Here is an 18,077-nt window from a genome sequence, read left to right as displayed (position 1 = left end):
AATGCGCATTCTTGTTGTTAATGTGAATACCACCGCTTCGATGACTCACGCGATCGGCGAATCAGCTCGCAAGGTCGCCTCGCCAGGCACCGAAATAATCGAATTAACCCCCGATTTTGGGGCCGACTCCTGTGAGGGAAACTTCGAAAGCTACCTTGCAGCCATTGCGGTCATGGATAAGGTCCTCAATTATCCCGGCGAATACGACGCGGTGATCCAAGCCGGTTATGGTGAGCACGGCCGCGAGGGCCTCCAAGAACTGCTCGACGTTCCGGTCGTGGATATCACCGAGGCCGCCGCTTCCACCGCACAGTTTCTAGGCCACAAGTATTCGGTGGTGACCACCTTGGACCGCACGGTTCCGCTGATTGAGGACCGCCTGAAGCTTGCCGGGCTAACCGATCGACTCGCCTCGGTGCGTGCCAGTGGGTTGGGAGTCTTGGAACTTGAATCGGATCCCGAGCGTGCCGTCGCCGCAATTGTTGAGCAGTCACGCCAAGCGGTAGAAAACGATAAGGCCGAGGTCATCTGCCTTGGATGCGGAGGTATGGCGGAGCTAGAGGCAAGAGTCAGCGAAGCAACCGGCGTGCCAATTGTGGACGGTGTTCGCGCCGCGGTAACCATTGCCGAGTCGCTGGTACGCATGGAGCTGAGCACTTCCAAGGTGCGCACCTATGCCACCCCGAGACCTAAAAAGATTACCGGCTGGCCGCTGTCCCAGGCCGCGCGCACCGTGCACGCCTGAAACCTCAATGAGGTAAAGATGTAGCCAAACTCAAGGCGAAACCCAGCCTTTTCTCAGAGTGAGCACCTAGAGTCGTAAGTACCTCTTGAAGGTGCGAGTGATGACAAGTTGCCCCTAACGCGATCCGCGTTAGGGGCTTCACTCTTGGATGGGCCATTCATCGGCGAGAACCGCATAGGTCATTCCGTCGAGCCATTGCCCATCGCGGTGCAAACCGCTACGCATCGCATAACTCTCACGCCGCATACCGATGCGTTCCATCAAACGCCACGATGGTTCATTAGCCGCAAAACATTCGGCCACGACCCGGCGCAGGCCTAAGGGTCCAAAGCATAGACCCACTACGGAGCGCACCGCTTCGCTGGCAAAACCTTGACCTCCGTAGTGAGGATCAAAGCTCCAACCTATTTCGGCTTCAACCCCTCGCGCTTCGTCGGCAATTTCAGTTTGTCCCCAGCCATCGTGCACCTTGAGCATCACGGTGCCAATTAGTCGCGACTCCCCATTTGCTTGGTTTAGCTCAACCGCTACGTCGTGGGCATACCGTTTGCCGTGCATAAATTGACCAAGGTACTCCTCGAAGCTCTGCGCACCAGAGGTGATCCACCGCTGCACCTCGGGCAGCTTTCGATATTCCCAGGTTGCCTGTGCGTCATCGGCTTCGAGCCGACGCAAATTCAGTCGCGGGGTGGGTACCGGCCAGCTGACCTTGTCCAGAGAATCGTTCATTGATGCAGTTTATCGCCAAGGCTGGTGGTCCAAAATGTGGTTGAGAGAATTCGTGACCTTAAATGACGCTCGCTGACTAGGCGTCGCCTAGAAGAGCAAAATAATTGGACAACGCTTCAGTTCACTATATAGCCCCTAGAAATAGCTTGCCTCACCTAACTAAGCCCGTAAAAGCGTCGGAGAATCGAGCTTTCCATACCCTTATCCCGCAATAAGTGAACTAGGTAACAACACATTGGCTTATTGGATTTAGGTCAGCTTAGGCTAGGCTAATTACTAGATCATCCACTTGCGCGGCCACCGAGGTCGCTTTTCCACGAAGGACAACATGGCCCCCATGAAACTTCGCGCCGCAGCTCTGCTTGGCGTAGCAGCACTGACCTTGACAGCATGCGGCTCAAACACCGCGGCCCCGGCCGAGTCTGCCCCAGCATCCAGCTCTTCAGTGACGTTCACCGACAATAACGGCGAACACACCATCAACACCCCAGCGAAGTCGGTAGTCGCTACCGACAATCGCACCTTTGAAACTCTGGAAGCCTGGGACATCAAGCTTTCCGCCGGCGCGGTTGCATTGATGCCAGACACCATCAGCTATGCGAAGGATGACAAGGTCGTTGACCTTGGAAGCCACCGCGAGCCGAACCTCGAAGCCATCGTTGAGGTCGCTCCAGACCTAATCATCAACGGTCAGCGCTTCACCCAGCACGCAGATAAGATTTCCAAGCTGGCTCCCGAGGCCACCATCGTGAATCTTGACCCCCGCGAAGGCGAGCCTTTCGACAAAGAGCTCAAGCGCCAGACCACCGTACTGGGAGAAATCTTCGGCAAGCAGGCAGAAGCCAAGGCACTGACCGATGACTTCGACAAGTCGGTTGCACGCGCCAAGGCAGCCTACAACAAAGACGATAAAGTCATGGGCCTAATCACCTCGGGCGGCGAGATTAATTACTCGGCACCAGGCAGCGGACGTAGCGTTGGCCCAGCCTTTGACATCCTGGGTCTGACCCCAGCATTGGTTGTCGAGGACGCCTCCACCGACCACGAGGGTGATGACATCTCCGTGGAAGCTATCGCAGGCTCGAACCCAGACTGGATGCTCGTGCTTGACCGTGACGGCGCAGTCGCAGCAGACGAGTCCGGGTACACCCCAGCCGCAGACCTGCTCAAGAAGTCCGAAGCACTAGCGAATGTCACCGCTTCGAAGGAAGGCAACATTGTAGTCATGCCTGCCGATACCTACACCAACGAAGGTATCCAGACTTACACCGAGTTCTTCAATGACTTTGCAGATGCGCTGGAATCCAAGTAATTCCAACGCTAACTAGCGTCTACGTGGCGCAGCCGATCACCGGCTGCGCCACGTAGTCGTATCCACCACACACCACATATATGGCGGCATCATGACGACTACGACCCCCGCGGTCAAACCCAAAGGCAGGCTCCTAGAGCCCAAGCTCCTGCTTGGAATTCTCGGCGTCCTCGTGCTCTTGGGTTTTTCCCTGTTCACCGGTGTTTATGACATCTTTGGCACCGATGACGGAACAGCGATGTTCGCCATAACTCGCATTCCGCGCACCATCGCGTTAGTCCTGGCCGGGGCTGCGATGGCGATGAGCGGGCTTGTGATGCAGCTACTCACGCAGAACCGCTTCGTGGAACCGACCACCACCGGAACCACCGAGTGGGCCGGCCTGGGCTTGTTGACCGTGCTGATTATCAACCCGGAGGCCACACTGCTAGCGAAAATGACCGTGGCGATTATCTTCGCGTTCATCGGCACCATGGTGTTCTTCCTCTTCTTACAGCGCGTCTCGCTGAAGGCTTCGCTGACCGTGCCGATTGTGGGAATTATGCTTGGCGCCGTGGTGGGTGCCTTCTCTTCCTTTATCGCACTGCAGACCGACATGCTCCAGTCCTTGGGCATCTGGTTTGCCGGTTCCTTCACCTCGGTGATTCGTGGACAGTACGAGGTGTTGTGGATTGTGGCAATCGTGGCCATCGCGATCTTCATCGTGGCGGACCGCTTCACCGTGGCCGGTCTAGGTGAAGAGATCGCCACCAACGTGGGGTTGAACTACCGTCAGGTGATGCTGTTGGGTACCGGCCTGATCGCTATCGCGACCGGCGTGGTCACCGTGGTCATCGGCAACCTGCCGTTCCTCGGACTCATCGTGCCCAACATCGTCTCAATGTTCCGCGGTGATGATCTGCGTAGTAACCTGCCGTGGGTATGCCTGTTGGGCATTGCGATCACCACCGTCTGTGACCTGATTGGCCGAACCATCATCATGCCTTTTGAGGTTCCGGTCTCGTTGATCCTAGGCGTACTTGGCGCGGTAGTCTTCATTACCCTGCTTCTAAGGCAGCGCAAACTTGGCTAATCTCATGACGCCCCCACGCACCACACCTAAGCTTCCCGGGAAGTCGCTGTTTAATCGCGCCTCGGGAGCATTACCCACGAAGAAGACCCGCACCCGCTACTGGGTAGTCTTCTCCATCATGTTGGCCCTCGCGCTCAGCTTCGCCTTTGGGTTGCTGGCCTGGGATAACCCGATGCCGGTTGGCTCGGATGGATTCTGGCTGATCGCCCAGATGCGCGGTAGCAGCATTTTGACCATGGCTATCGTCGCGTTCTGTCAGGCGGTCGCGACGGTGTCTTTCCAGACGGTGACAAATAACCGCATCATCACCCCCTCGATTATGGGCTTCGAATCCCTCTATATCGCGGTACAAACCGCCTCGGTATTCTTCATGGGCGCCGCCGGTGTAGTGGCGTTGCAGGGGATCTGGCAGTTCACCTTGCAGGTAGCCATCATGGTAGTTCTCGCCTGCCTGCTCTATGGCTGGCTATTGTCCGGAAAACTTGGCAATATCCAGATCATGTTGCTTGTTGGCATCATTCTGGGTGCAGGCCTGGGCTCAATATCTACGTTTATGCAGCGCATGCTGAGCCCCAGCGAGTTTGATATTCTCACCGCGAAGCTCTTTGGTTCCATGAACAACGCGGATATGAGCTACATGCCGGTAGCTATCCCATTGATCCTCATTGCCGGGTTCTTCCTGATTTCAAACTCCCGAAAGATGAATATCGTGGCCTTGGGCCGCGATACCACCATGAACCTTGGTATCAATCACCGCACCGAGGTGATGCGCACCTTGTTCTTCGTGTCCATCTTGATGGCAGTATCTACCGCCCTGGTTGGTCCGATGACCTTCCTCGGCTTCCTGGTAGCAACCCTTGCCTACCAGCTGGCAGATACCTACGACCATCGTTTTGTCTTCCCCATCGCGTTCCTCACCGGATTTGTGGTGCTCTCCGGTGCGTACTTCGTCATGAAAAACATCTTCTACGCCCAAGGCGCGGTGAGCATCATCATCGAAGCCGTGGGCGGCATAACCTTCTTGATCTTCATCCTACGAAAGGGCCGGCTGTGATTACCCTCAAAGAAGTACACAAAAAATACAGCTCGGAGGTGACCATTGGGCCGGTCACCCTCGAAATCCCTACCGGCGGTATCACCGCACTGGTGGGCCCCAATGGCGCAGGTAAGTCCACCATGCTCACCATGGTTGGCCGGCTACTAGGAATCGATTCGGGCACCATCGAAGTCGCCGGCTATGACGTCACCTCTACCGCATCGAAGGACCTAGCAAAGATCGTCTCGGTCCTGCGCCAGGAAAACCACTTCGTCACCCGACTCACGGTCCGTCAGCTCGTAGCTTTTGGCCGCTTCCCACATTCCAAGGGACGCCTGACGACGACGGATGAAGAGATCATCTCGCGGTCTATCGACTTCTTGGATCTGGCAGAGCTCGAAGGCCGTTACCTAGACCAGCTTTCCGGCGGTCAGCGTCAGCGCGCATACGTCGCCATGGTCCTAGCCCAGGATACCGAGACGGTACTGCTCGATGAGCCGCTGAACAACCTAGACATGAAGCACTCGGTGCTGATGATGCAGCACCTCAAGCGTGCGGCACAGGAGCTCAACCGGACCATCGTGATCGTATTGCACGATATTAACTTCGCCGGTCACTACTCCGACTACATTTGCGCGATGAAGCACGGCAAAGTAGTTCAATTCGGCACCCCGGAACGGATCATGAACGATGAGATCCTGAGCGAAGTTTTTGAGACCCCAGTGCAAGTCATCGACGGACCCAACGGTCCGCTGGCGGTTTACTACTAAGCGACTCAAGGCAGTTCTATTAGGAAATATAAGGCCTGCCGGTCGCAAGTACGAGTCGCTGCAACCAACGCTCAGCGACGGAAAACAGCAACAAAAATCCCTCATCCCACAGTAAACCACTCGGTGGTAAACTGTGGGAAAGGGGTGATTCTGATGACAACTTCAGCACAGGTCGACGCTCTTTCCAAAGCCGCTGACGAGATTACGCGCGTGCTCAAAGTACCTTTTACTGGCGAAGAACTTATTCAGGCCCTTCGCGAATCAAACAGACCTCAAGGTCTAGTCCAGCTACCCGTTGCACAGCGCAGTATTTGGGAATCCGGGGTTCGCGCTGATGCAGTCGATCCGGCGGCTGCAGCCGCGCACAACTCGATAGCGCGAACACTCTTTGTTTCCTCGAGCTGGGACGCAAAACAAGTTGCTGAATACCTAGGTGTCACCCCTTCAACGGTGCGCCACTACAGCAAGGACCGGAAACTTTTCAGCTTCCTTTACCGTAATCGACTGAAGTTCCCACAGTGGCAGTTCATTGGCGGAGAAGTACTACCCGGTTTAGAAGAAGTCTTACCCACTATTCCTGGAACGACCCATCCCCAAGCTGTCACCGGGTTCTTCACTAGTACCCAACCTGAGCTTGTTATTGACGGCAGGTCGGTAACGCCAATTGCTTGGCTTGCCAGCGGAGAGAACCCCGAAATTGTCGCTATCCAGGCCGCCAGCTTGGGTTCCATCTTGTGAGCATTCTCGCCGGAAACGTGCTTGCTAAAGTTGATCCCCCAGTCCGATACATCCCTGCTGGAACCCGGTTTTGGAGGATCCACGCAACTAGCGGCACCTATCCAATGGCTTGGGATGGGCTGCGCACTTACGGTCCAATGTCGAATGCCCGATGGGACCCTCACCCGGAACCTATATCAGAGCATGCTCCATTGGGGGCCGCCTATCTGGGCTTCGACCTAGTGACCTGTCTTGCGGAGGTTTTCCAAGATGGACGATTTGTCGATGTGGAAAACAATAGACCCTACATCTGCGTCTTTGAGACTAACGCTGAAACCATGCTGTTGGACCTGAGCACAGAATGGCTCGTAAAGATCGGTGGAACCTCCGCGATGGCGCTGGGATCCAAGACAATTACACGGCAGTGGGCACGTGCCTTCCATACACAATGGCCGAATTTGGACGGGATTATCGCCGGCTCAGCAGTGGTTCCTAGCCGCGAAATTGTGAGCATTTGGAACACCAAAATCTTTCCGCCGTCTCCGGTTCTGGCAGAAGCGCTAAATAGTCCAGCCCTATCCAGCGACATCACTGCAATTGCCGCCAGCTTGGGATTCACCACGAACGCGTGAACTGTCGTCCCGAAACCAGGAATGTCTAACGTGAGCTTCTACCGCGCAACACCGGCGAGCACACCAAAACGATCAGTCCGACGAGTGGCACCAACAACAGCCCAGCTCGCAGACCCCAATGTTCGGCGATGAATCCGACCAGCGGAGGGGAAGCTAAAAAGCCCACTCGCATCAACCACGAAACCACGCTCAGTCCAGTTCCAGGCGGTAATCCCGGCAGCCTGTCAGCATGTTCCATCGCCTCCGGAACCAGGGTGGCCACTCCGAATCCAGCGGCAGCAAACCCGAGCAGACTTCCGGGGACCGTGGGGAATGCGAGTGCCAGACCCATGCCAAGCACCACACAAAGCGCACCAATTTGCGCAACGAGTCGCTGACCGAGCCGGTCAACCATTCCATCGCCGAGGATTCGCCCAATAAATTGCGCGCCCACCAGAGAAATGTAACCGAGCGCTGCAAAGGCTGCTGGGGTTCCCAAGGACTCGGCAAGATACAACGTAGCCCATGAGTTTCCAGCATCTTCAACCATCACTCCGGCCGTTGAAATCAGCACGAGAGCGGCCATCACCCAGACGGTATGGTTTCGACGTTTGGCCATGGGCTCAGTCCCACCAATCGGCTCTTGTGTAGCTAGTACCTCTTCGGCTCCTGTTTTTTCTGCCCTATCTGTGAGACAGAACTTCAGTGCAATAAGCGCGACCATAGCGAAGACGAGAAATGATATTCCAAAGTGCACACTCAACGAGATTTTTAACGCCATGGCTCCCGCTGCCATCAACCCGCCAATGACCGCGCCCACCGACCAGAAGGCGTGAAAAGAGTTGAGAATTGAACGTCCGTAACGCCGCTGCACCAAAAGCCCGTGCGAATTCTGCGCCACGTCGGTAATCGCGTCCATGGCCCCACCAAGTAAGAACGCTCCCGCCAGCAGGGCCAAACTCGGTGCATTGCCGGCTCCAAGCAAGGCCAATCCGGTGACCATGGTTCCCATAACTGCTACAAGCGCAGAGCCAAAACGTCGAATGAGTCTGCCTGCGGCTAGCCCGGCAATCAGCGCACCAATGGGCCATGCGGTGACCAAGAAGCCATAGCTGGCCTCCCCCAACGCAAATTCGTTTTTCAGCTCGGGAAGACGTGGCGCCATATTGGCGAAAAGTGCTCCGTTGGTCAGAAAGAGTGCGGCCACCGCCGCGCGTGCTTGGCGATTAGTACGCGAAACCTGTTCAACGCTCAACGAACACCTCAGTTCCGCAGAATTTTTATGGAAAGACTCCTAATTGACTCTCCCGAGGGAGTCTACCGAAGAAATTTCCTAATCTAAGCTCATTCAAGCCGCAGCATTGACACAGCTCACATTTGCGACTGTAATGGAAGTCAATCAATCGATTGATAGGCGCAAGTTTTGAGGAAGTGGCACTGACCGATGGACATTGATCAGGTGCAGCGCGCGGCAGTCGCACGCTTTGCCCAACAAGGCTTCGCAGCCACCGGAATTCGTGAACTTGGAACCGCAGCTGGCATCAATTCGGCGACTCTCTACCACTACGTGGGTAGCAAACACGACCTCTTGGTCCGCATTATCAGCGAGTGCCTCAAAGCCATGATCACCGGCGGACGCGAGGCCTTGAGCACCGCGCAAACGCCGACCAGTCAACTCGCCCAACTCATCGCCTTCCACGTCGCTTTCACCGCGACCAACCCACAGACCGCACGGGTAGCGGAATACGAAATGCGCGCTCTAACGCCGGTGTCCCGCGAAGAAATGCAACAACTACGCGATGAGTATGAAGCACTTTTTACCAAAGTTCTGACCGACGGTGACAAGACCGGCGAATTTAGCACCGCGGATCTCACCATGGCCAGACTCGCGGTCATGGAAATGGGTACCGGCGTAGCCCATTGGTACCGCCCCCACGGCAGGCTTTCGCTGGAGCAAGTGCAACAAAACTTTGTTGCCATGGCCTATAGAATTCTGGCCGTCCGCGAAACTGCCAAACCTTCGAACACCCCGCTGCCGAGCGCACAACAGCTGCCTAGCGAGCCCACCGCGCAGCATGTCACGCAGACCGTCAACTAAGGAGCACCAGTGAAGACCCTGCCCTCACAGCTCGATACTTCCTCGGAAAAGTACCAGCAAAATGCGAAGCAATACGCTGCGCTGACCGAAGTGCTCCACCAGCGGCTAGAGACCGCCGCGCGTGGGGGATCCGAAAAGTCGCGCCAACGCCATCTGGACCGAGGCAAGCTTCTGCCACGCGACCGCGTGAATCAGCTGCTCGATGAGGGTTCCCCTTTCCTAGAAATCGCCCCGCTTGCGGCAGAGGGTATGTATGACGGGGCCAGCCCCGGCGCTGGGGTAATTGCCGGAATTGGCATAGTTCACGGACGCCATGTTCTGGTCATTGCCAATGACGCGACGGTCAAGGGCGGAACCTACTTCCCGATGACGGTCAAGAAGCATTTACGCGCGCAAGAAATTGCACTAGAAAATTCTCTGCCCTGCGTTTACCTCGTCGACTCAGGCGGAGCATTCTTGCCAATGCAGGATGAGGTGTTCCCAGACCGCGACCACTTCGGGCGAATCTTCTTCAACCAAGCGAACCTATCAGCTAAAAAGATCCCTCAGCTCGCCGCGGTCTTGGGCTCTTGCACCGCCGGTGGCGCCTACGTTCCGGCGATGAGCGATGAAACGGTTATCGTTCGCAACCAAGGAACCATCTTCTTAGGCGGTCCACCGCTAGTGAAAGCAGCTATCGGTGAAATCGTCACGGCAGAGGAGCTGGGCGGCGGAGATCTCCACGCCAAAACTTCCGGAGTGGTGGATCATCTGGCAGAAAATGATGAACACGCACTGATGATCATCCGCGACATCATCTCAACCCTCCCTGCTAACCCGACCCCAACTTGGAACATCGCCGAACAAGTTGCTGAGCCGCTCTACTCAGCCGATGAACTTCCCGGCATTGTGCCGGTAGACGTCAACGCGCCCTACGATGTCCGTGAGGTCATCACACGGTTAGTTGACGGTAGTGAATTCCACGAATTCAAGGCGGACTACGGAACTACGTTGGTGACCGGTTTCGCACATATCCATGGGCATCAGGTAGGAATCATCGCCAATAACGGTGTGCTGTTCTCCGAGTCGGCAATGAAGGGCGCGCACTTCATTGAGCTATGCGACCAGCGTGGCATCCCACTACTCTTCTTGCAGAACCTCGCCGGTTTTATGGTGGGCCGTGACTACGAAGCAGATGGCATCGCCAAGCACGGTGCGAAGATGGTCACCGCAGTAGCCACCGCACGCGTCCCGAAGCTCACCGTGGTTATCGGTGGTTCCTTCGGTGCCGGTAACTATTCAATGTGCGGACGCGCTTACAGCCCACGCTTCTTATGGATGTGGCCAGGTGCTCGCATCTCCGTCATGGGTGGCAACCAGGCCTCTTCGGTGCTTTCTACGGTGAAACGCGACGGCATTGAGGCCGCGGGCGGCGACTGGAGCGCTGAGGAAGAGGAATCTTTCAAGGCCCCCATCCGAGAACAATATGAAAATCAAGGAAACCCCTATTACTCCACCGCAAGACTTTGGGACGACGGCGTCATCGACCCAGCCGATACCCGCCGTGTACTAGGACTTGCCCTTGAAGTATGCGCCCGCCAGCCATTACCGGAGACTTCCTTCGGTCTATTCCGGATGTAATGCGAGGAGACACCCATGAACACTAAACTTTTTGACACGGTGCTTGTCGCCAACCGCGGCGAAATCGCCGTGCGCATCATCCATAGTTTACGAACCCAAGGCATCCGCTCGGTCGCCGTGTATTCGGACGCTGATGCCGGGGCACTGCACGTAAGCGAAGCGGATACAGCAGTACGGATTGGACCCGGTCCAGCCAACCAGAGCTACCTGAGCATCGAGGCGATACTCAAGGCATGCAAGGACACCGGAGCCCAAGCAGTTCACCCGGGCTACGGCTTCCTCTCCGAAAACGTGGACTTTGCACGAGCCTTGGAAGATGCCGGGATCAAGTTCATCGGCCCGTCGGTAAAATCGATTAATCTCATGGGCGACAAGATCCGTTCCAAGAACCACGTTGTCGCTCACCAGGTGCCAGTGGTGCCCGGTATTGCCGAACCGGGGCTGAGCGATGAACAGCTGTTGACCGCGGCCGGACAAGTCGGCTATCCGTTGCTCATCAAGCCCTCTGCAGGAGGCGGCGGCAAGGGAATGTTCGCCGTAGAAACAGCAGAGCAGCTTCCCGAAGCCTTGGCTAGTGCTCGGCGTACCGCGCGCAGCGCCTTTGGAGATGACACCCTGTTCTTAGAACGCCTGGTGCGCAACCCACGGCATATTGAGGTGCAGGTTCTAGCCGATCAGTTCGGTCATACCGTGCATCTGGGCGAACGCGAATGCTCCTTGCAACGGCGCCACCAGAAGGTCATCGAGGAAGCCCCCGCACCACTGCTGGAAAACCTTGAATATGGGGCACAAATCCGCGAACGTATCGGAGCTGCCGCGGTCGCCGCGGCCGCCTCGGTAGATTACGTCGGGGCAGGTACCGTTGAGTTCTTGGTCAGTGATGAGAATCCTGACGAATTCTTCTTCATGGAAATGAACACCCGGCTCCAGGTGGAGCACCCGGTTACCGAACAGGTAGTCCGCGTGGATGGTCAGAAGCTAGATCTAGTGGATTGGCAGGTTCGTATCGCTGCCGGCCAACCATTGGACTTCGAACAGCACCAGGTCTCCTTGCAGGGGCATGCAATTGAAGCACGTCTTTATGCCGAAGACCCGTCGGCTGGGTTCCTCCCCTCAATCGGCACGATATTGAAGGCCATCGAGCCGACCGGTGAGCATTTGCGAGTGGACAGCTCACTGCGCGATGGCTTTGAAGTCAGCGCTCATTATGATCCAATGCTGGCCAAAATCATTGCTTGGGGTGAAGACCGCAATGCAGCGCTTGGCCGCTTAGACCGGGCTCTATCGCAAACGGTGGTGTTAGGCGTGCTGACTAACGCAGAATATCTTCGCCTACTCCTGGCGGACGTTGATGTGGCCGCCGGACGTTTAGATACGAATCTTATCGAACGAAAAATGCAGGAGTTCACCTTCCGCACGCCAAGCGCGCGAGAACTCGCATTGGCGGCTCACCTCGAAGGCCAGCGCAGGCCAAAATCCGGTTCCCCGTGGGGCCAAGGTGATGGATGGCGTCTCGGTTCCGGTTTAGCCACGCAACTTCACTTTGAGGTGAACGGTGAGCAGCTACAACTTTCCGTACAACGCACCGCAGATCAAAGCACCATAAATATGTCCGGAGAAGAATATGTTGTGCAATCGTTGGGCGACAACGGACTGTCCATCAATGGTGTAAGAGTCTCTTCCCGCCATGCATTCGCCCCTGACGGCACACTATGGCTCAACGAAGATGGCTGGAGCGGCTCGGTCCGTCGGCTTACTCGTCAGGAAATTCTCGAAGCGAAGTTAGCCACCCTGGCTAAGGAGTCCGGAACTTTCTCACCTCACGTTGAATCCCCCATGCCCGGTACCGTGATCTCGGTTCAGGTCAGCGACGGCGAGCTGGTCAGCGCAGGTCAGTTGCTCCTGAGCATCGAAGCAATGAAGATGGAACATCAGTTGCTTTCGCCAGCCGATGGCACCGTACGCATGACCGGCCTGACCGTAGGAGACCTGGTGAAAGCCAAGCAGGTGGTCGCTACCGTGGAACCAGCAGAGGTTGAACACGAACCAACAATAATTCAGGAGCAGAACGCATGAGTGACCAAGGCCCAGAACTCATTGAACAGCGCGGACTTTATCTGGACGAACTGAAGGTAGATGCCATCTATGTTCATAAGCCCGGACGCACTCTCACTGAAGCAGATAACGTTCAGTTCACCACGATGACCATGAACAATCAGGGACTGCACTTGGATGCGGCTTGGACTGCTACCCAACCATTCGGAAAGCCACTGGTCAATTCCTTACTGACCTTGAGCACCATGATTGGACAGTCCGTACCGCAGCTTACCGAAGGCACCATCATCGGCCAGCTGGGTCTCAATGATGTCAATTTTCCGCACCCAATGTTCCATGGCGATACGCTCTACACGCAAACAGAAATTACACAATTGCGTGAGTCGAAGTCCCGACCTGGACAGGGTATCGTCTCGATGAAACATACCGGACGCAACCAGAATGGAGTGGTCGTGGCTACCGCCACCCGAACCTGCCTCATGTGGAGCAAGGCTGCGCACTTAGCCTCACTGGAACCTACTGAAGGTGGAACTCGTGGCTAATTTCCCCTTCGGCCCTGCGATCCTCTTTTGCCCGGCGGACCGCCCCGAACGCTATGAAAAAGCTGCCGATAGATCCGATGCTGTCATTATCGACTTAGAAGATGCGGTGGCTGCCGAGAACAAGGAAATGGCGCGAACCGCGTTGTTATCCAGCACGTTGGATCCCGAACGCACCATCGTACGAGTCAATCCCGTTGATTCCGAGTTTTTTGTTGCAGATATGGCCGCGTTGCAACAAACAAGGTACCGCACGGTGATGCTCCCTAAATGTGAGTCAGCCGCGGATCCAGCACAGCTTTCCGGTTATCAAGTGCTTGCCCTTTGCGAAACAGCCAAGGGGATCACCAACATTGCCGAGATTGCTGCGGCATCAAACGTCATCGCGCTGATGTGGGGCGCCGAAGATCTGATCGCATCGCTGGGCGGAACCTCTTCGCGCACCTCCGAAGGAAAGTACCGCGAGGTGGCAAGCTTCGCCAGATCCCAGACGCTCTTGCATTCGGTTGCGGCCGGCAAAGCAGCCATCGACTCGGTGTATCTTGACATCCCTGACACCGCAGGGTTATTGGAAGAATCCCGTGACGCGAAAGCCTCAGGTTTTAGCGCCAAGGCCTCAATTCACCCCACTCAAATGCCAGTCATCCGGGAAGCCTTTCTACCTACCGAAAAGGAAATCGAGCGGGCCAAACGGATTCTCGCTGCGGCAGACAAAAACCTTGGTGTTTTCTCATTCGAGGGTCAGATGGTTGACGAGCCATTGCTGCGGCAGGCCCGGGCTACGGTACAAACCTCGGTAGCGGGCAGCCCGGGTGTCTCTACGAAAGCCCTTAGGCAGAATTTTTGCGAGGCATCCGGCCAGCGCGGTACAACCACATGATGAGCAAGAGTGACAAGGCCACGACCACCGCTGAGGTGAGGAATGCTTCCCGCAAAGTCCACAGCGCTGCGATAGTTCCCAAGATCCACGCACCGAGCGCGGTACTGACGTCGAGTGCGAAAAAGTAGGTTGCACTTGCTCTTCCCCGTGCTTCGGGGCGAGCACTGAGCACAGAAATTGAATTCATTGACGGGCTCACCACACCGGTACTGAACCCAAACAAGGCACCTGCCATCAGCAGCAGTGTGAGGCTGTCCGCAAAATAAATGCAGAGCATCGCACCGACGTTCAGTACGACTCCGCCCACTACGATGCCCGTCAGCGAAAGCACCTTGCGCATGGTTCCGATCAGAAGCCTAGACACTGCCAGCATAAGTCCGCTCATCACGAAGAACAGGCCAATATTCTCCATCCCCTGACTCAGGGCATAGGCCGCCAAGAAGGTATTCACGCTGGTCGTCCCAAACATAAAGCACAGCATCACGGTGGCCGGACGCCACGAGTCTTTTTCCACCAAATTTTTCAGGTGAAAACCAGATCGATTCCGGCCAGGAATCGTTGCGGCTTTCGCTCGGCGCCGCGCGTCAATGGCTTTTGCTTCCTTAGCCAAAGCCATGCGCACAAGGAAGTTTAGAACGCAGCAACCCACCGCCACCGCAAAAGCCACCTCATATCCGGCGTGGATTCGTAGCGTTAGCGCTAGCCACGGCGCAAAGATTGTCACCACCGTCTGTTCAAGGCTGAGAATGCCTAGTCCCTCAGCTAGTTTCTTTTCCGGAATGATGTCGGTGGCCAAGGTTGAGACCGCAGTACCGTTCAGACTGAACCCAGCACCTTGCACCGCGCGTAAAGCAAGGAAAAGCCATACCGGCAACGAAAGCAGGTAGAGCCCCGTCGCTGCGGTAAATAGTGCCACACCGAGCAACATAATGACCCAACGGCCCCGTGAGTCGACCAGCCAGCCAGAAATGGGTCTGGTCAGTGCCGCGGTCGCAAAATAGAGGGTGGAGGTCAGCCCAACTTGAACCGGAGAAAGCCCTAGATCGAAAGCATAAAGAGGTACAAGGGTTACCAGCATCATCGTTGCGATGCGCAGGCTTGCGTTGGATAACATCAACGCGAAAAATACCCTTGTGTACAAGTTCCCTCCTTGTTTGCTGCAGTACCCTCAAAAACCCTACCTTGACGACCACTGTTTTGATTTTCGAACTTTCATATATCGGAATGTCTGGTCCGAGTCAGCTAGACGCCCTCTGAGTGCTTGAATATCAAGAAAAATAGACCGCACCCCGGACAGATCCACTGTCACGGCGAACTGACGCTTCTGATCAATTAGAGTTTGGACAAGAAGGGTAGTTAGCAAAGAAGCCTCAGGAGTTAGTCCGCATGGAATTTGCCGAGATTGCAGGTCGGGTATTGCTTGCCTCACTCGTCGCTGTCATTTTTATCGTGGTGCTGGCAATGTTTGTCCGCAGACTACTTGGTGTCACCGTGGGATTAGGTCGAATCATCTTCGCTGGTGTGCTTGGCCTCGGAGCTGAAGTCGCTTTCGAGTCCCGCTTTATCTGGCAAGATCCCAACGCTTCGTGGCAGCTGATTCCGGTCCAAATTGGTATCGTCTTGCTCGTCGCTTCGCTTTTCCTCATGCTTGCTGAATTAGTGATTCCCACCGGAACGATTGTGCGTCCCGATAAATGGGTTACATCAACGAAAAATCGCTTAGCCCGCACCCGACGCTATAGCGAAGTGACTCGAATAGCTTTGTCACATGGGCTCCTTCCCGCACGCCGACCGAACCTGGCAAATACTGCGCAGGCTGCCGTGGAGCGAACCACCGCTGGCCGGTCCTTGCGAATGGCTCTCCAAGAATCTGGGGTGACGTTCGTAAAATTCGGGCAGGTGCTCTCGACCCGGCCAGAGCTATTTCCAGCCGAATACATAGACGAGCTCTCGAAGCTGCAGCATAACGTGGCTCCCGAACCGTGGGAAAACATCCGCGAGGTCATAACCGCAGAGCTAGGGATGGAGCTCGAAGAAGCCTTTGCGCACTTTGATCCAGAGCCTCTGGCTGCCGCGTCAATTGGCCAAGTGCACATCGCACGTCTGCATGGTGGCGAGGTAGTTGCGGTTAAGGTGCAGCGCCCCGGGGTTCAGCCCCTAGTCGAACGTGATTTAGACATCGCGTTACGGATGGCACAGACGCTGGAGCACTCCACCGAGTGGGGCAGGTCTTTGGGCCTTTATAAGGTTGCTGTGGGGTTTGCCCAGTCATTGCGTGACGAGTTGGATTATGAGCTCGAAGCAATGAATATCCAAGCGTTGCGCACCACTTCCCTGCAATACCCGGAGACCGAACGTGTTGGTATTCCAGAGCATTATCCGCGTTTGAGCACCAAAAGGGTTCTGGTCATGGAAATGATTGCAGGACATACGCTCAGCGAACCAGGAACCTTGGAACGCTACTCAGATACCGTACGTAAGGCGCAAGCCAGCGCATTATTCAGGTCTCTCATGCACCAGATCATGGATGATGGGGTATTCCATGCAGACCTACATCCAGGAAATATCGTGCTGCGTCCAGACGGCAGTGCCACGCTTCTAGATTTTGGATCCGTAGGACGCCTTGATGCCGAACTACGCGAACTGATCTCCGAAGTGCTCTTGGCTTTTTATCGCGGTGATTCTCGCGCCATCGCAGATGCCTTACTCAGTATGGTTCCGATCCCAGAAGACTTTGATGAGTTGTCGCTACGACGCGAGTTGAGCCATTTCATGTCTCGACATATGGGTCCTGGCGCCGAACTGAAGGCCGAAGTTTTCACGTTGATGGTCGGCTTATTAGCTAAGCATCGGCTGGCAGTGCCTGCGGAACTCACCTTGGCTTTCCGCGCGGTCGCGGTGCTAGAGGGCACCCTACGTTTGCTGGCTCCCGGCTTCGATTTGCTCACCGAGGCGAAAGAATATGGAGAAACTCGGCTACGTTCGAGTCTGCGCCCCTCATCAATCACCGAGGCGTTGAACAATGAGGTACTCACCTTGCTGCCAATGCTGCGCCGACTGCCACGAAGAATCGATACACTCACCGGAGATTTGGAGTCTGGCCGGCTCAGTATCAATATGCGACTTTTGGCGCATCCGCAGGACCGTAAGTTACTCGTGTCCCTGGTCCACGAAGGGATCCTCACATTCCTTGCCGGAGTGACCGGCATTATGGCCACAATCCTGCTGGTCAACGGTGGCGGCCCGATGGTGACCTCATCTATGAGCTTGTTTCAGCTCTTTGGGTACACCCTGGTGGCGGTGGCCTCGGTATTTATCCTGCGCGTGGTCTTTGATTTATTCCGGAGAAGAAAAGGCGACTAACTCGCAGATCCTCTAAGCATCAGTTAAACGTCTTGGCCGCCAGTTCTGGCGGCCAAGACGTTTAACTAAGACTCTTTCTACAGAGCAATGTGGTTACTTGGTGTGCAGGGCCTTGTTGCCGTAGTGCACGGCAAAGAACCAGCCGGCAGCGGTGATCAAGTGGATGACGCTTAGCGTGATCACTGCGGCAATGTTCCCGGCAACCAAGACGGGGAACACGATCGAAAGAATGGCGATAGCTACACCGATCCACTGTGCCACCTTGCAAATTCCTGGCCTGCCACGGCCAAGGAGGAATACGATGAGTCCGAAGAAAATGATGGGAATCATGGTGAAGGCCAGTACCTGCTGAAAGCCCACGTGTTCGCCGGTGATCTCATCAATCACCATGTCCGCTCCTGCGGAGCTTCCGATGAAAAAGGCAATCACGTTCAGGTATGCGGTGCCTACTGCGGCAATCAAAACCTGGATGAAGTTAAACGGGCTTTTGGGCTGAGAATCTGGATTCATCCGCTAGGAGTCCCCTCGAA

At 55.7% G+C, this 18,077-nt stretch carries 17 protein-coding genes; 13 read left to right on the top strand and 4 right to left on the bottom strand.

Annotation, left to right across the window (positions count from 1 at the left end; all coding sequences use genetic code 11):
• Window position 1 precedes the first annotated feature (1 nt).
• Window positions 2-745: an aspartate/glutamate racemase family protein gene (locus CQ011_RS08910; protein ID WP_105676962.1), complete on the top strand. Its 744-nt coding sequence runs from the start codon at window positions 2-4 to the stop codon at window positions 743-745.
• A gap of 138 nt (window positions 746-883) precedes the next feature.
• Here the strand turns inward: CQ011_RS08910 and CQ011_RS08905 are convergent, their stop codons facing one another.
• Complete coding sequence (locus CQ011_RS08905) at window positions 884-1,474, bottom strand: GNAT family N-acetyltransferase (RefSeq protein ID WP_105676959.1); 591 nt, start codon at window positions 1,472-1,474, stop codon at window positions 884-886.
• 328 nt (window positions 1,475-1,802) lie between these two features.
• Between CQ011_RS08905 and CQ011_RS08900 the strand changes: the two genes are divergently transcribed.
• The 6 genes from CQ011_RS08900 to CQ011_RS08875 all read left to right on the top strand — a co-directional run bounded on the left by CQ011_RS08900 (window position 1,803) and on the right by CQ011_RS08875 (window position 7,013).
• The gene (locus tag CQ011_RS08900; RefSeq protein WP_105676955.1) at window positions 1,803-2,786 is read left to right on the top strand and encodes a siderophore ABC transporter substrate-binding protein; all 984 of its coding nucleotides are present in this window, start codon (window positions 1,803-1,805) and stop codon (window positions 2,784-2,786) included.
• A 91-nt stretch (window positions 2,787-2,877) separates the two neighbouring features.
• Window positions 2,878-3,858: an ABC transporter permease gene (locus CQ011_RS08895; protein WP_105676949.1), complete on the top strand. Its 981-nt coding sequence runs from the start codon at window positions 2,878-2,880 to the stop codon at window positions 3,856-3,858.
• Window positions 3,859-3,862: 4 nt separating this feature from the next.
• Window positions 3,863-4,912, top strand: coding sequence for an iron chelate uptake ABC transporter family permease subunit (locus CQ011_RS08890; RefSeq protein WP_105676944.1), 1,050 nt, complete (start codon window positions 3,863-3,865; stop codon window positions 4,910-4,912).
• On the top strand, window positions 4,909-5,664 hold the full coding sequence (locus tag CQ011_RS08885) for an iron ABC transporter ATP-binding protein (protein ID WP_105676940.1): 756 nt from the start codon (window positions 4,909-4,911) through the stop codon (window positions 5,662-5,664). The genes CQ011_RS08890 and CQ011_RS08885 overlap by 4 nt, the downstream gene beginning before the upstream one ends.
• 153 nt (window positions 5,665-5,817) lie before the next feature.
• Complete coding sequence (locus tag CQ011_RS08880; protein ID WP_105676936.1) at window positions 5,818-6,402, top strand: helix-turn-helix domain-containing protein; 585 nt, start codon at window positions 5,818-5,820, stop codon at window positions 6,400-6,402.
• A complete protein-coding gene (locus CQ011_RS08875; protein WP_353616169.1) occupies window positions 6,399-7,013 on the top strand; it encodes an RES family NAD+ phosphorylase in 615 nt (204 codons plus the stop codon). The genes CQ011_RS08880 and CQ011_RS08875 overlap by 4 nt, the downstream gene beginning before the upstream one ends.
• Window positions 7,014-7,038: 25 nt before the next feature.
• Here the strand turns inward: CQ011_RS08875 and CQ011_RS08870 are convergent, their stop codons facing one another.
• Complete coding sequence (locus CQ011_RS08870) at window positions 7,039-8,247, bottom strand: MFS transporter (protein ID WP_105676929.1); 1,209 nt, start codon at window positions 8,245-8,247, stop codon at window positions 7,039-7,041.
• Window positions 8,248-8,436: 189 nt separating this feature from the next.
• On the opposite strand from CQ011_RS08870, the gene CQ011_RS08865 reads away from it, so the two are divergent.
• From CQ011_RS08865 to CQ011_RS08845, 5 genes are read left to right on the top strand one after another with little or no spacing between them, the layout of a single operon-like run.
• The gene (locus CQ011_RS08865; RefSeq protein ID WP_105676927.1) at window positions 8,437-9,090 is read left to right on the top strand and encodes a TetR/AcrR family transcriptional regulator; all 654 of its coding nucleotides are present in this window, start codon (window positions 8,437-8,439) and stop codon (window positions 9,088-9,090) included.
• A gap of 9 nt (window positions 9,091-9,099) precedes the next feature.
• The gene (locus CQ011_RS08860) at window positions 9,100-10,710 is read left to right on the top strand and encodes a carboxyl transferase domain-containing protein (protein ID WP_105676923.1); all 1,611 of its coding nucleotides are present in this window, start codon (window positions 9,100-9,102) and stop codon (window positions 10,708-10,710) included.
• A gap of 15 nt (window positions 10,711-10,725) precedes the next feature.
• A complete protein-coding gene (locus CQ011_RS08855) occupies window positions 10,726-12,786 on the top strand; it encodes an ATP-binding protein (protein ID WP_105676920.1) in 2,061 nt (686 codons plus the stop codon).
• On the top strand, window positions 12,783-13,307 hold the full coding sequence (locus CQ011_RS08850) for a MaoC family dehydratase (RefSeq protein WP_105676917.1): 525 nt from the start codon (window positions 12,783-12,785) through the stop codon (window positions 13,305-13,307). The genes CQ011_RS08855 and CQ011_RS08850 overlap by 4 nt, the downstream gene beginning before the upstream one ends.
• Window positions 13,300-14,184, top strand: a complete 885-nt coding sequence (locus tag CQ011_RS08845; RefSeq protein WP_105676914.1) for an HpcH/HpaI aldolase/citrate lyase family protein — start codon at window positions 13,300-13,302, stop codon at window positions 14,182-14,184. The genes CQ011_RS08850 and CQ011_RS08845 overlap by 8 nt, the downstream gene beginning before the upstream one ends.
• On the opposite strand, the gene CQ011_RS08840 is transcribed toward CQ011_RS08845, so the two are convergent.
• The gene (locus CQ011_RS08840) at window positions 14,135-15,325 is read right to left on the bottom strand and encodes an MFS transporter (RefSeq protein WP_146112592.1); all 1,191 of its coding nucleotides are present in this window, start codon (window positions 15,323-15,325) and stop codon (window positions 14,135-14,137) included. The two genes, CQ011_RS08845 and CQ011_RS08840, sit on opposite strands and share 50 nt — an antisense overlap.
• Window positions 15,326-15,570: 245 nt before the next feature.
• On the opposite strand from CQ011_RS08840, the gene CQ011_RS08835 reads away from it, so the two are divergent.
• The gene (locus CQ011_RS08835; protein WP_105676906.1) at window positions 15,571-17,547 is read left to right on the top strand and encodes an ABC1 kinase family protein; all 1,977 of its coding nucleotides are present in this window, start codon (window positions 15,571-15,573) and stop codon (window positions 17,545-17,547) included.
• A 93-nt stretch (window positions 17,548-17,640) separates the two neighbouring features.
• Here CQ011_RS08835 and CQ011_RS08830 read toward each other — a convergent pair whose 3' ends face one another.
• Complete coding sequence (locus tag CQ011_RS08830) at window positions 17,641-18,057, bottom strand: DUF6069 family protein (RefSeq protein WP_105676900.1); 417 nt, start codon at window positions 18,055-18,057, stop codon at window positions 17,641-17,643.
• Window positions 18,058-18,077: the final 20 nt, after the last annotated feature.

The sequence above is a fragment of the Arthrobacter sp. MYb213 genome (genome assembly GCF_002979915.1).
Classification (GTDB): Bacteria; Actinomycetota; Actinomycetes; order Actinomycetales; family Micrococcaceae; genus Glutamicibacter.
The sequence above is the reverse complement of the archived record's forward strand: the minus strand, read 5'-3'. Positions and strand labels throughout refer to the sequence as shown.

Excerpts from the sequence above, each read along its gene's own strand:
- CQ011_RS08910 (WP_105676962.1), top strand. The coding sequence starts at position 2 with ATGCGCATTCTTGTTGTTAATGTGAATACCACCGCTTCGATGACTCAC.
- CQ011_RS08905 (WP_105676959.1), bottom strand. The coding sequence starts at position 1,474 with ATGAACGATTCTCTGGACAAGGTCAGCTGGCCGGTACCCACCCCGCGA.
- CQ011_RS08900 (WP_105676955.1), top strand. The coding sequence starts at position 1,803 with ATGGCCCCCATGAAACTTCGCGCCGCAGCTCTGCTTGGCGTAGCAGCA.
- CQ011_RS08895 (WP_105676949.1), top strand. The coding sequence starts at position 2,878 with ATGACGACTACGACCCCCGCGGTCAAACCCAAAGGCAGGCTCCTAGAG.
- CQ011_RS08890 (WP_105676944.1), top strand. The coding sequence starts at position 3,863 with ATGACGCCCCCACGCACCACACCTAAGCTTCCCGGGAAGTCGCTGTTT.
- CQ011_RS08880 (WP_105676936.1), top strand. The coding sequence starts at position 5,818 with ATGACAACTTCAGCACAGGTCGACGCTCTTTCCAAAGCCGCTGACGAG.
- CQ011_RS08865 (WP_105676927.1), top strand. The coding sequence starts at position 8,437 with ATGGACATTGATCAGGTGCAGCGCGCGGCAGTCGCACGCTTTGCCCAA.
- CQ011_RS08855 (WP_105676920.1), top strand. The coding sequence starts at position 10,726 with ATGAACACTAAACTTTTTGACACGGTGCTTGTCGCCAACCGCGGCGAA.
- CQ011_RS08850 (WP_105676917.1), top strand. The coding sequence starts at position 12,783 with ATGAGTGACCAAGGCCCAGAACTCATTGAACAGCGCGGACTTTATCTG.
- CQ011_RS08835 (WP_105676906.1), top strand. The coding sequence starts at position 15,571 with ATGGAATTTGCCGAGATTGCAGGTCGGGTATTGCTTGCCTCACTCGTC.
- CQ011_RS08830 (WP_105676900.1), bottom strand. The coding sequence starts at position 18,057 with ATGAATCCAGATTCTCAGCCCAAAAGCCCGTTTAACTTCATCCAGGTT.